Genomic DNA, 18,563 nt, shown 5'->3' on the forward strand with positions numbered 1-18,563 from the left:
GGTCTTGTTTATTCTTCCTTCAGATCACGCTTCTGGAAAGCCGCGCAAGAGGTACGACCGCAGGGCTCCCAACAAGGCGTTCAGGATCAGCCCCAACAGCGAGATCGTGATCAGTGGCACGAACATGTCGACAGCCTGGAAGGTTCGCGCCGCGGTCACGAGCGCGTGCCCCAATCCGTCCGTCGACGTGATCATCTCGGCCAGAAACACCACGATGCAGGAAATGACAAGTCCGATCCGGCATCCGGTCAGGATCGACGGCATCGCCGCCGGCAGCACCACCCTGAACAGAATCTGGATGCGCGGCGTTCCCGCCGCCATGGCCGACCAGATCAGCTTCTGCTCGACGGTTGACGCACCATAATAGGTCGAGAGCAGAATGGGAAAGAGCGCATCCGCGGCCACCAAGGTGACCTTCGATCCGTGGCCAAACCCGAGCAAGAGCAAGAGCGCCGGATAGAGCGCAACCTTGGGCAGCGGGGCTAGGACGCGGACAATGGGCCGAACCACGGCGTTGATCGCTGGACTTGCCGCAGCGGCAATGCCGATGCTGACACCGAGCACGACCGCAATGGCGAACCCGGCAAACAGCCGGATCAGGGTCGCCGCGATTTCCTGCTGGAAGGTCCACGTCGCGAGCTGCTGGAGCAGCCGGCCGAAGACGAAGCCCGGGGGCGGCAGCAAGACCGCGGGCGCAAAGCCGAATGACACCAGCCCCTGCCACAGGGCGATGATCAGCGCGATCGGGGCAATGCCAAGAAGGACGTTTGCGGAAAGAAGGCGCGGCATCAGGAGAAACTCAGCGGCATGTCGAACTGAGGCTCGGACCAACGCACGAGCCTGGCACGAACCCTTTCGAAAATGGCATCGAGGCAGATTCCCATGGCGCCCACGATGATGATCATCGCAAAGACGGTGTCGTACTGGCCCATGTCGAGCGCATTGAACAGGATGTTGCCGGCCCCTGACTGCCGGGCGATCATCTCGCTGGTAATCATCGTGATCAGCGCAAGCACCAGACCGGTGCGGCAGCCGGTCAGGATTTCCGGCAGCGCCGCGGGCAGTACGATCCGCACCAGGCGCTGAACGGGTGAAAGTCCCATCGCGGCGCCCGACCACAGCATCTTCTCTTCGACAGCCTTGGCGCCCTCGAAGCTGTGATAGATCACGGGAAGGCTGACACCGAGGAATATCACCAATGTCTTCGTGATGTCGCCAACGCCCAGCCACAGCATGATGATCGGCATCAAGGCGGCCTTCGGCACCGGATAAATCACCATCAGGAGCGGATTGAAAAAGGCCGCAACGCTCCGGCTGCGTCCCATCAACAGGCCCAGCGGAATCGAGATCAGCACCGCCACGCAGAACCCGAGAGCCATGCGGCGAAGCGAAGCCAGGATGTTGAGGAGGGATTCCTTGTCGCCGAGAATGTCCGGAATCGCCCGGATCGCCTCGACCGCGGTCGGGAAGCTGTCGTTCTTGAGCACGATCGACGCAACCTGCCACACCGCGAGCAACCCGATACAAACCAGCACCGGAGCGGCTCGTCTGATCAGGGCTGCCGGCAACATCATACCGCAGTCCCGGCTTCGTCGCTTTCATCGAACATGCGCTCGATATCGACGACGTACTTCTGATAGCGCGGGTCGAGCAATAGCTCGCTGCGACGGCGCGGCCGCGGTAGATCGATGTCGATGACCTCGCGGATGCGGCCGGGCGATTTCGACATCATGACGACTTTGTCGGAGAGGAAGACGGCCTCGTCAACCGAATGAGTGACGAACAGCACCGTCTTGCGATCGCGCTCCCAGATGTTGAGAAGGTCGTTCTGCAAGCGGGTCCGCGTATGGGCGTCGAGCGCACCGAACGGTTCGTCCATCAGGAGAACTTCGGGATGGTAGGCCAGCGTCCGGGCCAGCGCCACGCGTTGCTTCATGCCGCCCGACAACTCCTTGGGATAGAAGTTCTCGTAACCCTTGAGGCCGACCATCTCGAGCAAGGCCAAGCTCTGCGCTTCGGCCTCGCTAGCGCGCACACCTTGTTGGCGGGGGCCATACATCACGTTGCCGAGCACGGTCTTCCACGGAAACAGCGCAAATTCCTGGAACACCGGCCCGCGGTCTGGACCGGGGCCCGTGATCGCCTGTCCCTTCATCTTCGCCGCACCGCTGGTCGGGTTGACGAAACCGCCGACGATATAAAGCAGTGTCGACTTGCCGCAGCCCGACGGACCCAGGATGGAGACGAAGGCTCTCTCCTCGATCGTCAGCGAGATGTCCGAGAGCGCCACATGATCCCTGCGCGCGGAGGTCTGAAAGACCTGCGAGACGCGATCAATCTCGATGATTGCCGAAGCCGGTTCTCGTGATGTCACCGGTCTCACCCATTCGCTCGATCTCGCAGGCACCACCGTCATTCCGTCGCTCGCTTCACCGTAAGGCTCGGACTTAGCAAGAAGCCTGCCAGACAGGCGGAGGTCTTCGCACCCGTGCGATACGTCATTCGAACCACGGCCATTCTGCGGGGCCTTCATGCGTCACGGCTCCGCCCGGCGCCTGCCCGACCAGTCGCGCATATTTTGCAAGCGCCCCTGCACGATGGCGCGGCGGACGCTGCTTCCAATCGCGGCGTCGCGCGGCGAGCTCTCCCTCATCGAGCAGGACATCCATCTGCCGGTTTGCGGCATCGATCCGGATCCTGTCACCATCGCGAACCAGCGCCAGCGGACCGCCGACAAATGCTTCCGGGGCCACGTAACCGATGCACATGCCGCGGGTGGCGCCGGAGAACCGGCCGTCGGTGATCAGCGCCACCTTTTCGCCCATGCCCTGCCCGTAGATCAGCGCAGTGACGCCGAGCATCTCACGCATGCCGGGGCCGCCGACCGGCCCCTCATTGCGGATCACGAGAACCTCGCCCGCCGCGTAGGTGCGATCCCGAACCGCCTTGACGCAGGCTTCTTCATCCTCGAACACCCGCGCGACGCCTTCGAAAAGCTGGCTCTTCAGGCCGGCAACCTTGATCACGGCGCCATCGGGGCAGAGATTTCCCTTCAGCACCGCCACGCCGCCGTCAGGCATGATCGGCACACGAGACGGGTAAACCACCTCTCCGTCCGGCGCGTTGGCCGCGCCGTATTCTTCAGCAAGCGTGCGGCCGGTGATGGTGATACAGCTGCCATCGATGTGACCGCTCTGGATCAGCTCGCGGATCACGACCGCGGCGCCGCCGATGTCGTAGACATCCTTTGCCGTGTATTTCCCGCCCGGCCGCAGGTTTCCAATCAGCGGCGTCCTGGCAAAGACCTCGCCCACATCATCGATCGTGAATGCAATGCCGGCCTCGTTCGCGATCGCCGGCAGATGCAGCGCGGCGTTGGTCGAGCCTCCCGTCGCCGCAACGATCGCCGCACCGTTCTCCAGGGATTTCCGCGTCACGATGTCGCGCGGCAACGGTCCGCCACGGGCCAGCATCTGCATGATCAGGCGTCCCGCCCGCCGCGAGATCTGCGCGCGTTCGGCATAGATGCCGGGCACCATCGAGACGTTGGGAATGGTCAGCCCCATCGCCTCCGAGACCATGCCCATGGTGTTCGCGGTGAACTGGCCGGCGCATGCGCCGATCGTCGGCAGGCAGGCACGCTCGATCCGCTCGAGCGTGGTGCCGTCGATCTCTCCGGTCATGAAGCTGCCGACAGCCTCATAGGAATCGAGCACGGTCAGCGTACGCCCATCGACGCGGCCCGGCAGCGAGCTGCCGCCATAGATGAAGATGGACGGCACGTTGCAGCGAACCATGCCCATCATCACGCCCGGAAGCGTCTTGTCGCATCCGCCGTATCCGATGAGCGCGTCGTAGGCCAGACCATGGACGACAGCTTCGATGGAGTCGGCGATCAGCTCACGCGAAAACAGCGAGAACTTCATGCCCTCGTGGTTCATGCTGATGCCGTCGGACACCGACACGGTCGAGAATTCGCGCGGCGTGCCGCCGGCTTCCTCGATGCCGGTCTTGGCCGCAGCCACCTGGAAGTCGTGGGTCATGTTGCAGGGCGTCTGCTCGCCCTTCATGCTGACGACGCCCACCATCGGCTTCGCAATCGCGGCGTCGTCGAGCCCCATCGCGCGCATGAACGCCCGATGCGGGGCCCGATCGAGACCGTCTGTCGTCACTCGTGATCGCAGCTTCTTCATACGTGCATCTTCATTGTGCGGCGTCCCGGATCCGAGACGCCGCTGGATCCCTGTCCCGGATCGCTGGCCCGCCTATTCCAGCGGAGCGACGATGGTCGGATGCTTGAACTGCGTGACATCCAGCTTCGGCAGCATTCCGGTCTCGGCGTAGATATCCAGCATCTTCTGGATCGCGGGGAAGTTCGGTGCCGCGCCTGGATCACGGCCGAAATCGTTGTCCTTGAGCAGGTAGGTCTCGAGCACCGGAATGGGCGCCTTCAGCACTTCATTGACGACCTTGAGAGTCTCCTCGCGGTTCGCCAGCGCCTTCTTCATGCCCGAGGTGATGTCGCGAACATAGGCCTTAACCAGTTCGGGGTTCTTGTCGACGAAATCGGCGCGGCAGGCTTCCAGGATATGCACGATGTTCGGCATGGCCTGCGAGAGCGAGAACAGCTTCCTCGTGCCGCCCTTTGCCTCCGCGCGCGCCGCAAACGGCTGGTTCATGTTGACTGCATCGACGCGGCCCTGGCGTAGCGCATCCTCGGAGACCGCGAAACCGACCTCGACCAGCTTGATATCCTTGGCTGGATCGACGCCATTCTGCTTCAAGAGCAGATTGAACGGACCTTGGGTCCCGCCGCCGATCACGGAAATGCCAACCGTCTTGCCCTTGAGATCGGCGATGCTCTTGATCGGGGAGTCATCCTTGACGGCCCAATAGACGGAGAACCCGCCGGGCTTCTCGAACACGTGCTGCGCCACGATATAGGCCTTGAGATTGCCGCCGACCACGCCGTTGGCAAGCGACAGCGGTGCCTGCGTCGCGCAGTCCAGCGCGCCGGCTGCCAAGGCCTGCGTCATCGGCGCGGTGCCCTGGAATTGGGTCCATTCGATGTTGTAGGCCTTGCCGAGGTTGGGAAATTCAGCCTGGCGGCGCATCATCCAGTACTTGGATTCCTCGGCCGGGATCGTCCAGCCGACGCGGATCGTCTGTTGCGCCCATGACGGGCTTGCCCCCGCGCTCACGGCAGCTGCCGCCCCCAAAGCCAGGATCCACTTCGAAACGGTTCGCATCGTGCCCACTCCGCTGCTCCGGCGCCGACGGGCGCCACCCAACCCGACCGCCTCAAATGTTTCATGGTTCAAACATTCAGGCAAGCCATGCGGGCCGGAGGGTTCTGCCGTCCGACGCGAAATGTATGATAAGCCGGCGTCGCGCCGCGACAGAATGAGGCAACCTATGGCTGATGCGAGCAAGGCAAACCCGCACGGCGCCGAGAGGCTTGGCTATCTCGGCCTCGGGCTGATGGGAACGCCGATGACCCGGCGCCTGCTCAAGGCCGGTTATCAGGTCACGGTCTGGAACCGGTCTGAGGGCAAGGCGGCTCCGCTCGTCGAAGCCGGTGCCAAGCGTGCAGTCACGCCTCGCGATCTCCTGGCGAACTCGGATATCGCCTTCATGTGCGTGACGGATGCAACGGCCGTCGAGGAGGTGATCTTCGGACCGGAGGGTCTCGCCGCGGCGCCCGGTGCCGGCAAGCTCGTCGTCGATTTCTCATCGATACATCCCGATGCCGCGCGCCACCTCGCAAAGCGATTGAAAGACGCCAATGGCGCCGGCTGGATCGATGCGCCGGTGTCCGGCGGGACCAAGGGCGCGGAGGAAGGCACGCTTGCGATCATGGCGGGCGGAGAAGCAGACGATATCGAACGGGTCCGGCCCTACGTGCTGGCCATGGCGCGCCGGCTCACCCATATGGGCCCGACAGGCGCCGGCCAGACCACCAAGCTCTGCAATCAGGTCATCGTCGGGTGCGCGATGGCCGTGCTGGCAGAAGCCACGCGTCTCGCCGTCAACGCCGGGATTGACGCCAATCGCCTGCCGGAAGCGCTCGCCGGCGGCTTCGCGGATTCCATTCCGCTTCAGCTGTTCGTGCCGAGGATGGTGCAAGGCATTCACTCGCCGCCGCTTGGTCACATCACCACGATGCTCAAGGATCTCGATACGGTTGCCGACGTCGCGCAGGCGACGTCGACGCCGGTGCCGATGGCCTCGCTTGCCGGACAACTTTTTCGGCTGGCCAAGGCCGCGCACGGCGCGGAAGCGGACGCGCTGGAGATCTACAAGCTTTCGGCCGCAAAGCGCTGAGCCGTCGAGCGCGCGCTAAAGCCCACCAGGATCATTTCTTGCGCTCGTCGTCGGCGAGAAATCGGCCGAAAGCCCCTCGCGCGAAGAGCAGCGGCTCGGTCGTGCTGTAGGTATAGGCCTCGACCGCGCCGAGAAAGATCACGTGGTCGCCGCCATAATAGCGATTCACGGACCGGCATTGAAAGCTGGCGACGCTCTCGGCAAGCACCGGCGCCCCGCCGAGGCCCGGCGTCCAGTCCACGCCGGTGAACTTGTCGTCCGAGGATTTTGCGAACTTATTCGCGAGAGCCTGCTGCGAAGCACCGAGCACATTGACGGTGAAATGGCTGGCGTTCTGGAAGATGGTCAGGCTCGAGGAATAGACGACAAGGCTCCACAGCACCAGCGGAGGATTCAGCGAGACCGAGGCGAACGAGTTGCACGTGAGGCCGTAAGGTTTGCCATCAGGCGCCGCGGCCGTGATGATCGTTACGCCGGTTGCATAGGTTCCAAGCGCGTTGCGAAAGTCGCGAGGATCGATCGACGAGCTGTCGCTCGCGAACTCGTTGGCGGGATCGGGCACACGGGGCCGCTGCGGCTGATCATTCATCGGCCGGCCTCACAGCGTGAGATTTTCGGACGGCAGCCCTAGCGCCACACGTCCATAATTGGTTCCGGCCGCATCGAAGTTGAACGCGAGATGCGAGTTGATCGCATGCGCATCGCGGAACTGCCGCTGCAACACGCCGCTCGTGAACAGGCCGCGCGCCCCGCTTGCGGCAAACAGCATCGAGACCGCGTCCGTGCACAAGTTCACGGAAAAGGATCCATCGCGGCGATATCGGGTCTTGGTCGCCATATCGGGGATGTGACCGCGCCGCGCGTCGTCCATGGCATCGAGGCACGCCGACCGCATGATCAGGCGTGCGGCGTCGATCTTCGCCGAGGCCTCCGCGATCTTGATCTGGGTGCTCTGAAAATCGCTCAGCTTGGCGCGGTTGTAGGTCGAAATACGGTGACGTGCGACCTCGACGTAATCGTCGAGGCACGCCTGCGCGTTCCCAAGCGCAACACCGGAGAGGACGTAGGGGAACAACGAGAACACAGGCAGCGCATACAGCGGATTCGGATTGACCCTGCTTCCCGGCGTCGGGCCGCCGGCGAGATCGCAGACAGCGACGGTCATATAGTCGGCCACGAAGGCGTCCCTGACCTCCACGTCGCAAGACCCCGTCCCGCGCAATCCCGCGACATTCCAGGTGTCCAGCACGTTGTAGTCGCCCTTGGGCAGCAGAAAGATGCGATACTCGATGCCGTCCGCCTCGTCGTCGGAGTACACCACGCTTGCCAGCATGTTCCATTCACACGAGGCAACGCCGGAGGAGAACGGCCAGCTGCCGCGAAGCTGGTATCCGCCCTGCACTCGCGTGGCGCGTCCGGCGGGAAAAATGAACGAGGACGCGATCAGCACGTCCGGATCACGGCCCCAGACCAGATCCTGCGCCTTCTGCTCGAACATGCCGAGCATCCAGTGATGGCTCGCCAGATTGGCGAGATTCCAGGCGACCGACGCATCCGCTTCCCCGAGCAGTTCGGCGCAATCGACCAGAGCGACATAATCAAGCTCTGCGCCGCCAATCCGTGCCGGTTGCAGCATTCGGAACAGGCCGGCATCGTGGAGATCCCTTTCGGTTTCCGGCGGGAGATGCCGCAGCTCCTCTGTTCGCGCCGCCCGCTCGCGCAATCGCGGCACGAGCGCGCCAGCCTTCGCGATCATTTCCGCGTGGGCACGTCCGCTGGCTTCCGGGCCGGCGGGCTGATCCATGCTCGGCTTTCGACCAGGCGCCATTTGTGTCCCTCGCTTTCACACATTTATGCGACCGCCCCATCGCCAAATCAAGCCATGCAGCGGCACCGGCCCGGAAGCCGGAGCCTGGTGCCAGGGACCGATCGCGAACCTAGCCCGTCGAGGGCTTGCGCGCGCCAAAGATTCCTTTCTGGGCAAATTCGGTGATCCGACGCTCGTCATAACCGAGAAGATTGCGCAAGACGTCCTCGGTATGCTCGCCTAACAGTGGGGCGGCAACGGGATCGACTGTGCCGGTCAGGCTCATGGTAATCGGCGGCTCGATGTTGGGCACCCATTCCGCCGTCGGGTGCCGAATCCGGTTCAAGCGCTCGCGCTCGCGTGCCTCGGGCGCATTGAATCCCTCCTCGACCGTCCGGAGATAGCCGACCGGGATATTGGCCTGCTTCATCTTCGCCATCCAGTTCTCGAGCGTATCGCTGGCAAAGACCTCGGCAATGGCTGCGCGCAAGAGCTCCTTGTTCTCGGAACGGGCCTTGCGCGTGGCAAACTTGGGATCGGTAATGAGATCTGGCCGGTTCAGGACCTCGACCACGAGCCGGCGATAGAGCCGATCGTTGGCGCAGGCCATGTAAAGTGGCCCATCGGAGGCCTCATAGACGCCGACGGTGGGCGACCCGCTTGGCGAATTGCCGAAGCGGCCGGGATTTTCGCCGTTGATGAGATAGGCCATGCCGTAGAATCCGGTCATTCCCATCGCGACGTCGAACAGAGCGACTTCGACACGTTGCCCGCGGCCTAGCCTGTCGCGCGCGAGCAACGCCAGCAGGATGGCGTTACAGGCAGACATCCCCGTCGCCATGTCCACGATGGGCGGGCCGGTGCGAACCGCGGGGCCGTCGGCAAACCCGTTGAGCGACATGAAGCCGCTCTCCGCCTGCGTGATGGGATCGAAACCGGGCCGCGAGGCGAACGGTCCGGAGCGGCCGTAGGCGGAGATTGAGCAATAGACCAGCCGTGGATTGAGCGGCGCGACCGACTCGTAGTCGAGCCCGAACTTCCTCATGACCCCGCTCGAGAAATTTTCCACGACGACATCCGCCTTGCGGATCAGATCCAGCGCGATCTCGCGGGCTTCCGGCACGGAGAGGTCGAGCGCAATGCCGCGCTTGTTGCGGTTCAGGCTGAGATAGGCGGCGCTCTCGCCGCCGATTTCGGCGTGCTCATAGGCGCGCGTGTCGTCGCCGCCGTCGGGATTCTCGATCTTGATGACGTGCGCGCCAAAATCGGCGAGCGTCTGCGTGCAGGCCGGTCCGGCGACGACACGCGTGAAATCGATGACCAAGAGACCATCGAGCGCAGTCAGCCCTGCCGTCGCCCGCGACGGCCGTTCCGGCAATTGAGGCTTGTTGGGCATGGATGGCGCTCCCTTACATCGGCTTGTGGCCGCCGAATTTCCTGCAACAGCGAACTTAAAGCCCGGCACCGCCAGCTTCGCAAGTGCCTCGCTTGCTTTTCCCGAAACGCAGAAACGGCCCGGCAGCCCTCAAGCTGCCGGGCCGTTGAACATTTCCGGGTGTATGAAGGTCAGGCGCGTTGCGCAGCCATTCTGGTTTCAGAAGGTCACGTTCCGCAGCACGGGAAACCCGCTCCGATCGATCAGCGCAGCCATTTTCGCCAATAGAGCGTATGCGACCAGGCCCACGGCGCGTCGGGCTCGTAGAGCCGATAACCCGCACGGATGAAATTGTTGGCAGATACCGGATTGTCCGTCGTATCGGAGACGATGCTGTGCCATCCGAGGCGTCGCGCTCGCACTTCGACAGCCCGCATCAGCCTGAGTTGAAGTCCCCGTCCCCAGTGCCGCCGCAAGACCCCGACCCGGCAGAAATATCCGCTGTTCCGCGCATGCGTCGACGGCACGACGCCGGCGAAGGCGACTGCGTCGTCATCGTGGTAGGCGATCCACCATGCCCCCGACTCGAATTGCGGCACGGCGGCCCCATCGAAGAATGTCAGCCGGTGCAAATCGCCGAGGGTCTCGGCAGTCTCGTCATCGTCCGCATCGACGATCCGAATTCTGTACATGGGATGGCCCTATTGGCAGGGATCGTCGCAACTGCGTGACCTGCGCCGCCTTGGTGGACGAGGCTCACTTGCCCAGCGCGACCTTGACGCCGAGCCAAACCGCCCCCATCAAGCCGGTTGCGACCACCGTGATCACAGCCTTGAAGGTATAGCTCTGCGCCTGTTCCACGCTCTTTCGCCAGCGCCGCAGATGCTGGAAGTCGGCCCGAATCTCGCTGCCGACCCATTGCACGATCCACATCGTGAAGGCATCCGCCGCCGCGCCGGCGCCGCCGATGTCGATGAAGGCGCGCAGCGGCAGCAGCGGATCCGCGGAGACCTTGCCGATCCGCTCCTGCGCGCGCGCTTCCGACAGCAGCGAGGCGAAATAAGCGCCCTCGAAGGCGCGGGCATACTCGCCTTCCCAGATGTGATCGTAGCGCTCCGGGTAGAGCTTCTGATCCAAGAGCCGTTCCTCCCCGAGTACGTCGGGAAACCAGGGATTGTCGCGCCAGTTCGCCTTGACCAGTACGGCGCCGTCAGGCTTGCGCCCGCGCAGGAAATCGTCGATCGCATCGCTCTTGCGCCGCGGATTCCAGCTGGCCCACAGCTCGGAATCCTTGACCCGGATCGTCGGCCGCAGCAGCGCGAGGCTGCGTGCGCTCAAGCTCTGCGCCTCGTCGATCCAGGCGATGCGAAACCCCTCCAATGATTTGATCGAGTCCGCCGTGTGATCCTGAAGTCCGCGGAAGATGATGAGCCCGTCGCCCGGCGTCTCGATCTTGTCGCTGAACACCCTGAAGCCGTGACCGAGGTGTAGGCTGGCGATTTTGCCTTCGATCAGACGCTTGGACGATTGCGCCAGCGTGCGCTGCGCCTCGCGAATGCAGACCGCGAGCGTGCCGCGCTCGGCCTGGCAGGTCTCGACCAGCAACTCGCCGAAGAAATGCGATTTGCCCGAGCCGCGTCCGCCGTAAACGCCCTTGTAACGCGCAGGTTTCAGCAGCGGCTCGAAGATCTTCGCGGTCGGAATTTTCAGGATCGACAATGGCTGCGCTCGCTCGGCTCAGGGCAGGCCGATGCGCCTGCGCCACATCGCGGACCAGTCTTCGTTGTTTGGGGACGTTGACTGTCTCTGGCCTAGATCAGGAGAAGTCTCGTTTTCGGAGAATGGGGGCCAAGTTCCGAAGAGCCCTCTGAAATAATCTTCCACCCTCCGTGGAAATGGGGAATTGGAGCCGCTGTATGGTAGATCGACGGGCTTCGAATTGAAGGCCGACCGATCGGTTGGGCGCGCGGGCATACTTCTCAAAACTCTCACATCTTCCCGAGACGTCGCGGGAATGGCCCCTGCATCGCGCAAGTACTGGCGATGTTCGTCAACATATACGGGAGGTTCCGGATTTGGATCGATTGGCCCTTGCTCCTTCCAAAACACTTGAGGATTCAGTCGTCGACCGGCTGGATCTTTTAGTTGATAGTGAAGATGATGGTCGCCGCTCTCGATGTACGGCTCAATCACTCCTGTGTTGCCCATCGTGCCGACCAATTGTCCCGCAACAACCGGATCGCCCACGCTGACAAATCTACGATGCGTGTGCAGGAGCTCATGTGACAAGCCGTTGGCGTCTCTGATCGCAATTCTGCCTGCAGTGCCCTGACCAGCATTTGTCACGATTCCATCCACCGGCGAACGCAACGCAGGATGCTTCAGATTGATCCCCTGCTGGCCGTTTGGGCCGACGTTGTAATTTGCATCTACGCCCTGGTGTGGAGATGTACCCCGATCCCGTATCGCGTCATAGGGGCTGGTGGTATGGGGCTCGAAGCCACTGTTGGGGGGCAACATTCGTCGCAAGGCGTCCTGCCAGGACATTCCACTCTCCAATATTGCGAGGCATTGATTCTGAGCTGAAGAGCACGGCCGGACGGTACGGTCCCTTGCTCAACTTATGGGTGTTCAGTTATCCTGCGAAGCCGCAACACGCAGGCGAATGTCCCACCACTGACTTTCGATGCAGGAGCAGTCCGTGAGCTTTGATAAGATGACACGTTGCGCGCCGCTGTTGGCGCTGGTTGTCTTTCTAACGTTGGATACGAATGTGTCAGCTCTTGCTCAGGAAGCGATCGGGACCGCTATCGACAGATGGCGCCCCAAGGACGGCGTCTACGCCGAGCCGGGCGAAAATTTCCAGTCGTCCTGCGACGAACGCAACAACATGACGATCAATCTCCGAGGCAAATCAGTCTACGGCTACGAATGGGGCTGCAAGGTCAAGACAATTACTGATCTTTCGCCGGGCTCGGTGCAACTCGACATGATCTGCAATGACTACAACCTGGCGCAGAACCTCGACCCCCGCGATCCCAACTGGGAGAACAGGCAGTTCAAAGAGATTATGTTCGTCAAGCGGCTCGATGAGGCGACGATCTCCGTTCAGAAGAGCTTGAACGGGAGATTCAAGGATCCTCCCTGGCGCGAGGCCTACTGCCCTCTCAAGACGCAACGCGCGCTTGCCGAAGCCACACTCGCAGCCAAGTCTGAAGCCAAGCAGAAGGCCAAACAGGAACGAGCCCTCAAGGCGGCTCACCCGCGGGACGGCGTTTACGCGGTGGCCGGCGCCGATTTTGAGGAGCGCTGCACCAAGTTCAACGACACGGTCGTCACGTTCTCCGGAAAGTCGATCGCGACGGCCTCGAATATCTGCCAGATCAGGAATACGCAGGTTCAGCTTCCCGACACCGTCAGGATCGACGCCGACTGCACATTGCAATCGGCTCCAGGCCCTGACGCCGTCAGAGTGCAGGACCCGGACACCATTCAGGACCGCAAGAACCTGATGTTCAAGAAGATCGACGACAAGACCGTCATCCTCTGGATCATCAACAATGGACACTTCACCGGCGACGGCCGCAAGCTGTCCTACTGCAGCGACCAGGTGCAGCGCGCCTATGCCGGGCAACGCCGGACCAGCAAGCCGAGCAAGAACTAGGGATCATCGGAACGAAAAACCCGCTGCCAATTGCTCGGCGCGGGCTGAGCCAACTCGAATTCGATGATGCCATTCTGCTGGTGTTTTGCCCGACGTGTCGAGCCGAATTTCAAAGTTTGAGTTGTCCGGCGGCTCAAGCCTTGGGACCAGCGCCGCCGCCGCCGGCGTCGTCCGGGCGCACGATGACGCGCTCGACCCGGTGCACCGTTTCCACGCCCTCTTCACCGCTCTCGATCGGTTGTGCAGCCTTGCCCCAGCCGCGATCGAGGATGGCGTTGGCCGCGGACAGGCGCACGGCCGGCGTCGCCTCGTCGTTGCGCATGATGCCGACCAGCACCTTCAGGGCGGCTTTGGTGTGGCCGCGCGCCAGCGCGCGGATCTCGGTCGGCGTGCGCGCCGCCCTTGGCCTGGCTTTCGTCGCCGGCAGCGGTGACGGCTCGCCTGCAAGCTCGATGACGTCTTGGCTCACGACACCGTCTCCCACAGCGCGATTGCGACGAGGCCCGCGAGCGCGAGCGAAATCAGATAAGCGGTCATCATCATCCTCCATGCGAAGAAAATGCGCGGCAGATCGGCCAGGCGAAGCACGATCGTTTCGGGCGCGAACCCTATCTCCGTGTCCCGGAGACCGCAGCGGCGCGGGCCATCGGCTCCTGCACCGCAGGCCGACACGTTCGCGCGTGCACGGCCAGCAATGGTTCGGACGGCGGCGCGCCGATCGGCGCTCCAGGTTTGACGAGTGCGTGGCCGCAATGCGCCGCCGCCGTCCGATTCCGCAACCGAGACGAAAAAACCCGCGGCGGATGATGTCCGCGCGGGTCGACCAAACTCGCCTCGATGATGTCATTCTGCCGGTGTTTTGCCCGACATGTCAAACGAACCAATGCGCCGCGCCGAAGTTGATCGGTCGGAGGACCGTCATGACACCCAGGACAGATCGCAAGCCGCGCAGCGACGCCAAGCGGCGCAGCGAAACTAAGCCGCGCAGCGAAACCAAGCCGCGCAACGACAAGGACCGCGCCCCGGACCAGGCCGTCATCGAACAGCCCGGCGAGAGCGCCGACGGCGGCCGCGACCTCGCGCGCGGTGAAGGCGGCACGATCGATCTTCCGGCGAGGCCGGGCGATTTGTCGAAGGACGATTAGGCGGTCCGGAACTTACGCGACGACAGGCGCGTTGACGTCCTGGTTGGAGGGAACGTTGATGAGTCACACGATCCTGGTTGTTGACGACGATCCCCCCGTGCTCGAGACCATCGTGGCCATGCTCGAGGATCTCGGCTGCGAGGTGATCAGCGCCAGGAGCGGCCCGGATGCACTCGAGCGGCTCGGGGAGAACCGCGACATTTCGGTCCTCATCACCGACATCAACATGCCCGGCATGGACGGTCATGAACTGGCCGAGCTGGCGCGGCGCCTCCGCCCCGAGCTGAAGATGCTGCAATTGTCGGGGCGCGAGCCCCGGCGCGGCGGCCTGCCGATGATCCGGAAGCCGTTCTCGTTCGAGGAGCTCGCCGACGTCCTGCAGCGAACCGCAGGCATTCACTGACCACAGGCCAATAAAAGAGGCCAATGAAAAACCCGCAGCGGATGGCGTCCGCGCGGGCTGAACTCAATTCTTTCGATGATGCCACTATGCCGGTGTTTTGCCCGACGTGTCAACGCGGCGGGTGCGGAAGCGAAAGCCCCTTCTCCCAGCTCAATATGTGGTGCGCGACGGGCTTGCTTCAAGTCCCCGATCCTGCCGTAGAACCCCCGACCCAACCAGACCATCGAGGGGGTCAACATGCCTGTCCTGCTTCCGACGTCCCGTTCACGCCGCAGCGCCCAGCGCGCCGACGCTGCAATGGCAACGCCGAGAGACCATGCCGTCCTGATCGCCGGCGGCGGCCCGACCGGGCTGATGCTGGCCGCCGAGCTCGCGCTTGCCGATGTCGACGTTGCCGTCGTCGAGCGGCGCCCCGACCAGACGATCGTCGAGACGCGCGCCGGCGGCCTGCACGCCCGCACCATCGAGGTGCTCGATCAGCGCGGCGTCGCGGACCGCTTCCTGCGCGAAGGCGAGATCCTCCAGCTCACAGGCTTTGCCTGGACCCCGCTCGACATCAGCGATCTCCCCACACGGCATCCTTACGGCCTCAAGCTGCGGCAGACCCGCATCGAGCGCATCCTGGCCGATTGGGCCGAGGAGCTCGGCGTCCCCTTCTATCGTGAGCGCGAGGTCACCGGCTTTGCGGAAGACGAGACCGGCATCGCCGTGACGCTGTCCGGCGGCGCGCGCCTGCGCGCAAGATATCTGGTCGGCTGCGACGGCGGCCGCAGCCTGGTGCGCAAGGCGGCCGGCATCGACTTCCCCGGCACCTCACCGACGCTTGTCAACCTCATGGCCGAGGTCGAGATGCGCGAGCCGCCGGAGTTCGGCCTGCGTCACGATGCGCTCGGCTTTCACGGCCTCAGCAGAACCGAGGGCGGCCGCGTGCTGGTCGTGGCGACGGAAGCAACACTCGCGGCGACCGGCCAGCCGGCCTTGCGCGATCTCAGCGATGCGCTTGTTGCCGTCTACGGCACCGACTTCGGGGTGCACAGCCCGGCGTGGATCTCCCGCTTCACCGATGCGGCGCGGCAGGCCGCATGCTATCGCAAGGGCCGCGTGCTGCTCGCCGGCGATGCCGCCCATATCCATCATTCCGTCGGCGGACAGGGCCTCAACCTCGGCGTGCAGGACGCGGTCAATCTCGGCTGGAAGCTGGCGCAGGTGGTCAAGGGCCTCGCGCCGGACAGCCTGCTCGACAGCTACCACGCCGAGCGCCATCCGGTGGCCGCGCGCGTGCTGAAGAACACCAGGGCGCAGATCGCCCTGCTCCGCCGCGGCGACGACGGCCGCAAGGCCGCGCGTGAGACGATCGCCGAGCTGCTCGCCATGGACGAGCCGCGCCGGCGTTTTGGTGCGATGATGAGCGGGCTCGACATCGCCCACGATCTCGGCGAAGGCCACGCGCTGCTCGGCCGGCGCATGCCCGATCTCGACCTCGCGGTCGAAGGACGGACGCTGAACCTGTTCACGCTGCTGCACCGCGCCCGCGGCGTGCTGCTCAATTTCGGCCGGCGCGGCGGCATCGCCGCGGCGCCCTGGGCGGACCGCATCGATGTCGTCGACGCCAGCTACGATGGCGTGTGGGAGCTTCCGGTCATCGGGCGGGTCGCCGCGCCGGGCGCCGTGCTGGTGCGGCCCGACGGGCACGTGGCTTGGGTGGGGGACGAGAGCCAGCTCAGGCTCGAGGAGACGTTGGCGCGGTGGTTCGGGCCGGCTGCTGCGTAGAACACGAACGTCACAGCTCTTCGAATATGAAAGCCCGCGGTATACCGCGGGCCTTGATCCGAACTCTTCCGATGACGCCATTCTGCCGGTAATTTTGCCCGACATGTCAAACGATCGAACGGCTCGGCGTCGACCACTCCGTCCGGTCCTCACTGCGGTGGAAGCAACGGACGTATCCAGCGCGAGAACCACTCCCCGGCTTCGGTACGCGAATTGCCTGGATTGTCCACGTCGAAGATCGGAGGTGGAACGAAATAGCTCGGCTCGTCGGCGAAGAAACCGATCGGCTTGTTGGGCTGCGGTCGCCTGCTTCCAGCGATCGGCACTGTCCAATTGCCGAACCGCTCGTTGAACTCCGTGGAAGGCAGATACGGGACCGGCGCACTGCCGGACGCGAACACGCTGCCCGCATTGGACTCATTGGTCCGCGTGAGGCGCCGAACGTTTTCGGGCGCCACTGTTCCGTGTGCAGGAGTGTCCGGCACGTTGTCCACGTTCTCGGCAGGCACGGAGCCGTCTGGCGTACTGGCCCAGTTGCCAAAGCGATCCGCAAAGACGCTTGCAATAGTCTTCGGATCGATCGAGGACGTTGCACCCGGCTGCCGCCCGAAGGTCGATGATGCCGAAGAGCCGCGGCTGCTAGCCCCGTCGTCGACGCGAAAACCGTTGCCGATAGTGTCGTGCGCAGGCGCTTCTGTCGAGAACACTCCTCCACGAGGCGCAGTAGCGCCCTCCGTCGTGCCCGGACTGCTATCCTCTGCGTTCGCAACGCGCGTAACCGCAAAAATGCCTCCAACGCCGAGCAGCCAGGGGAGCAAGGAGGGGGGAGCAAGGAGGGGAGCCGCTAGCACGGCGGCGCCACCGGCCAACCAAGGAAGAATATCACGCTCCGGAGATGCGCCTCCAGCCAACGGATTCTCGTAGTATGGATTCGTAACGCCGGAGTGCGGATCGGATTGCAGCACCAGCGGGTCTGATGGAGCGGCCGTTGTCGGAGGCAATCGACCGATCTGCTGTTCATTGGGATCTAGCTGGGGGAACGGAGGCAGCGCGCGTGTGAAGCGGGGATCACTTCGCGCGAACCCTTCCCGTTCGTTCAAACCGCCCAGCGAAGGTGAATTGTAGCCGGACAGCGGCGGAAAGTCGCTCGGGTTCACTGGCGCGATACCCGGAGTGTGACGAATGTCCGAGGAAGGGTCGAACACTTCAAACTTGGACCAATTCGTTCCGCGCAGGTCGCGATTACCAGCCGTCACGTTGACATCGCGATTGCGGGCAATTGCCTCGTCTATGAGCTTCTGCCGCTCCGGATGATCCAGATAGAGCAACCATTTGATCAGATGATCCTGACCGGCGCCCGTTCCCCTTCGCTCGATATCTCCGATGGTTCGCAATAGATCGGGGTATTGATCGCGGTAAGCCTTGGGGTCCGTCACAATTTTCTCGATCCACTCGACGATGTCTTCTCGTGTTTTATCGATAGGCACATTGGGGTAGAGATGGCCATTGAGGAAGCCGACCCGCATAGCATCGATCAGTGTCTTAATCTCCGCTAATCGCTCCTCTGGACTTTCGGTCTTTGCAATCTGATCAAGCTTTTTACAAACGAGGCTTTTGTAAGGTCCGACATGCCCGCCGGGATGGGGCGAAACATTCAACTTTGCAGCGAGCTCCCGATTTGCTGGCAGATAGATTCGGTTTGCGGGGGAGTCGATATCGAACGTCTGCTTGTCAATGCCGCGAAATGCGCGGTGATCTCTACAGCTCTCTGGAATAATATGATGGTCGGAAAAAATTGACATGCACCCTCACAAAAGGGACTTCATTGAGTATGGGGGGTGGCAAATTGGATGAATGAGCGCACAAGCGCAGGCCCGACGGGAGGCCCGCGCGCTCATCGACAGGACTGCAGTATTTTCTGAAGTGCTATGGCACGCGGCGCAGTCGACCCGACCGAACGCAGGCAACGGCCTCAAGGCGCGAGTTTGTTGGATTCTCTTAGATCAAGAAGAAATATCGCGCCGACGTCGCTATCCGCTTGCGGGACGCCAGCCTTGTTGCCAGCAGAATATGCC

At 63.2% G+C, this 18,563-nt stretch carries 18 protein-coding genes and 1 pseudogene; 5 read left to right on the plus strand and 14 right to left on the minus strand.

What is annotated here, in order from left to right; translation table 11 throughout:
* Positions 1-24 precede the first annotated feature (24 nt).
* From DCM79_RS18455 to DCM79_RS18475, 5 genes are all read right to left on the minus strand, one after another.
* Complete coding sequence (locus DCM79_RS18455) at positions 25-789, minus strand: ABC transporter permease (protein ID WP_257175713.1); 765 nt, start codon at positions 787-789, stop codon at positions 25-27.
* The gene (locus DCM79_RS18460) at positions 789-1,574 is read right to left on the minus strand and encodes an ABC transporter permease (protein WP_257175714.1); all 786 of its coding nucleotides are present in this window, start codon (positions 1,572-1,574) and stop codon (positions 789-791) included. Before DCM79_RS18460 ends, DCM79_RS18455 begins: the two co-directional genes overlap by 1 nt.
* Complete coding sequence (locus DCM79_RS18465) at positions 1,571-2,416, minus strand: ABC transporter ATP-binding protein (RefSeq protein ID WP_257180786.1); 846 nt, start codon at positions 2,414-2,416, stop codon at positions 1,571-1,573. Before DCM79_RS18465 ends, DCM79_RS18460 begins: the two co-directional genes overlap by 4 nt.
* Positions 2,417-2,498: 82 nt before the next feature.
* Positions 2,499-4,193 (minus strand): dihydroxy-acid dehydratase, encoded by a 1,695-nt coding sequence (gene ilvD / locus DCM79_RS18470; protein WP_257175715.1) that lies wholly within the window; start codon positions 4,191-4,193, stop codon positions 2,499-2,501.
* 72 nt (positions 4,194-4,265) lie between these two features.
* Positions 4,266-5,249: an ABC transporter substrate-binding protein gene (locus tag DCM79_RS18475; protein WP_257175716.1), complete on the minus strand. Its 984-nt coding sequence runs from the start codon at positions 5,247-5,249 to the stop codon at positions 4,266-4,268.
* Between the two features lie 166 nt (positions 5,250-5,415).
* Between DCM79_RS18475 and DCM79_RS18480 the strand changes: the two genes are divergently transcribed.
* Positions 5,416-6,324, plus strand: coding sequence for an NAD(P)-dependent oxidoreductase (locus DCM79_RS18480; RefSeq protein ID WP_257175717.1), 909 nt, complete (start codon positions 5,416-5,418; stop codon positions 6,322-6,324).
* Between the two features lie 31 nt (positions 6,325-6,355).
* On the opposite strand, the gene DCM79_RS18485 is transcribed toward DCM79_RS18480, so the two are convergent.
* The 6 genes and pseudogenes from DCM79_RS18485 to DCM79_RS18510 all read right to left on the minus strand — a co-directional run bounded on the left by DCM79_RS18485 (position 6,356) and on the right by DCM79_RS18510 (position 12,053).
* The gene (locus tag DCM79_RS18485; RefSeq protein WP_257175718.1) at positions 6,356-6,913 is read right to left on the minus strand and encodes a flavin reductase family protein; all 558 of its coding nucleotides are present in this window, start codon (positions 6,911-6,913) and stop codon (positions 6,356-6,358) included.
* 9 nt (positions 6,914-6,922) lie between these two features.
* Positions 6,923-8,128, minus strand: coding sequence for an acyl-CoA dehydrogenase family protein (locus DCM79_RS18490; protein ID WP_257175719.1), 1,206 nt, complete (start codon positions 8,126-8,128; stop codon positions 6,923-6,925).
* A gap of 133 nt (positions 8,129-8,261) precedes the next feature.
* A complete protein-coding gene (locus DCM79_RS18495; protein WP_257175720.1) occupies positions 8,262-9,527 on the minus strand; it encodes a CaiB/BaiF CoA-transferase family protein in 1,266 nt (421 codons plus the stop codon).
* 242 nt (positions 9,528-9,769) lie between these two features.
* Positions 9,770-10,198: a GNAT family N-acetyltransferase gene (locus DCM79_RS18500; RefSeq protein WP_257175721.1), complete on the minus strand. Its 429-nt coding sequence runs from the start codon at positions 10,196-10,198 to the stop codon at positions 9,770-9,772.
* A gap of 406 nt (positions 10,199-10,604) precedes the next feature.
* A pseudogene (locus tag DCM79_RS18505) lies at positions 10,605-11,225 on the minus strand (PBSX family phage terminase large subunit); the annotation flags it as partial.
* A gap of 18 nt (positions 11,226-11,243) precedes the next feature.
* Positions 11,244-12,053, minus strand: coding sequence for a M23 family metallopeptidase (locus DCM79_RS18510; protein WP_257175723.1), 810 nt, complete (start codon positions 12,051-12,053; stop codon positions 11,244-11,246).
* A gap of 154 nt (positions 12,054-12,207) precedes the next feature.
* On the opposite strand from DCM79_RS18510, the gene DCM79_RS18515 reads away from it, so the two are divergent.
* A complete protein-coding gene (locus DCM79_RS18515; RefSeq protein WP_257175724.1) occupies positions 12,208-13,170 on the plus strand; it encodes a hypothetical protein in 963 nt (320 codons plus the stop codon).
* A gap of 133 nt (positions 13,171-13,303) precedes the next feature.
* On the opposite strand, the gene DCM79_RS18520 is transcribed toward DCM79_RS18515, so the two are convergent.
* Positions 13,304-13,639, minus strand: a complete 336-nt coding sequence (locus DCM79_RS18520) for a hypothetical protein (protein WP_257175725.1) — start codon at positions 13,637-13,639, stop codon at positions 13,304-13,306.
* Complete coding sequence (locus DCM79_RS18525; protein ID WP_257175726.1) at positions 13,636-13,758, minus strand: hypothetical protein; 123 nt, start codon at positions 13,756-13,758, stop codon at positions 13,636-13,638. The genes DCM79_RS18520 and DCM79_RS18525 overlap by 4 nt, the downstream gene beginning before the upstream one ends.
* 332 nt (positions 13,759-14,090) lie before the next feature.
* Here DCM79_RS18525 and DCM79_RS18530 point away from each other — a divergent pair, with 332 nt between their 5' ends.
* The 3 genes from DCM79_RS18530 to DCM79_RS18540 all read left to right on the plus strand — a co-directional run bounded on the left by DCM79_RS18530 (position 14,091) and on the right by DCM79_RS18540 (position 16,488).
* Positions 14,091-14,315 carry a hypothetical protein gene (locus tag DCM79_RS18530; RefSeq protein WP_257175727.1) on the plus strand — a complete coding sequence of 75 codons (225 nt, stop codon included), beginning with the start codon at positions 14,091-14,093 and terminating at the stop codon, positions 14,313-14,315.
* A gap of 58 nt (positions 14,316-14,373) precedes the next feature.
* A complete protein-coding gene (locus tag DCM79_RS18535; RefSeq protein ID WP_257175728.1) occupies positions 14,374-14,718 on the plus strand; it encodes a response regulator in 345 nt (114 codons plus the stop codon).
* A gap of 237 nt (positions 14,719-14,955) precedes the next feature.
* Entirely contained in the window at positions 14,956-16,488 is a 1,533-nt protein-coding gene (locus DCM79_RS18540) for an FAD-dependent monooxygenase (RefSeq protein WP_257175729.1), read from the plus strand.
* 149 nt (positions 16,489-16,637) lie between these two features.
* On the opposite strand, the gene DCM79_RS18545 is transcribed toward DCM79_RS18540, so the two are convergent.
* Entirely contained in the window at positions 16,638-18,290 is a 1,653-nt protein-coding gene (locus DCM79_RS18545; protein ID WP_257175730.1) for an AHH domain-containing protein, read from the minus strand.
* Positions 18,291-18,563: the final 273 nt, after the last annotated feature.

Source organism: Bradyrhizobium sp. WBOS07 (assembly GCF_024585165.1).
GTDB classification, from domain to species: Bacteria; Pseudomonadota; Alphaproteobacteria; order Rhizobiales; family Xanthobacteraceae; genus Bradyrhizobium; species Bradyrhizobium japonicum_B.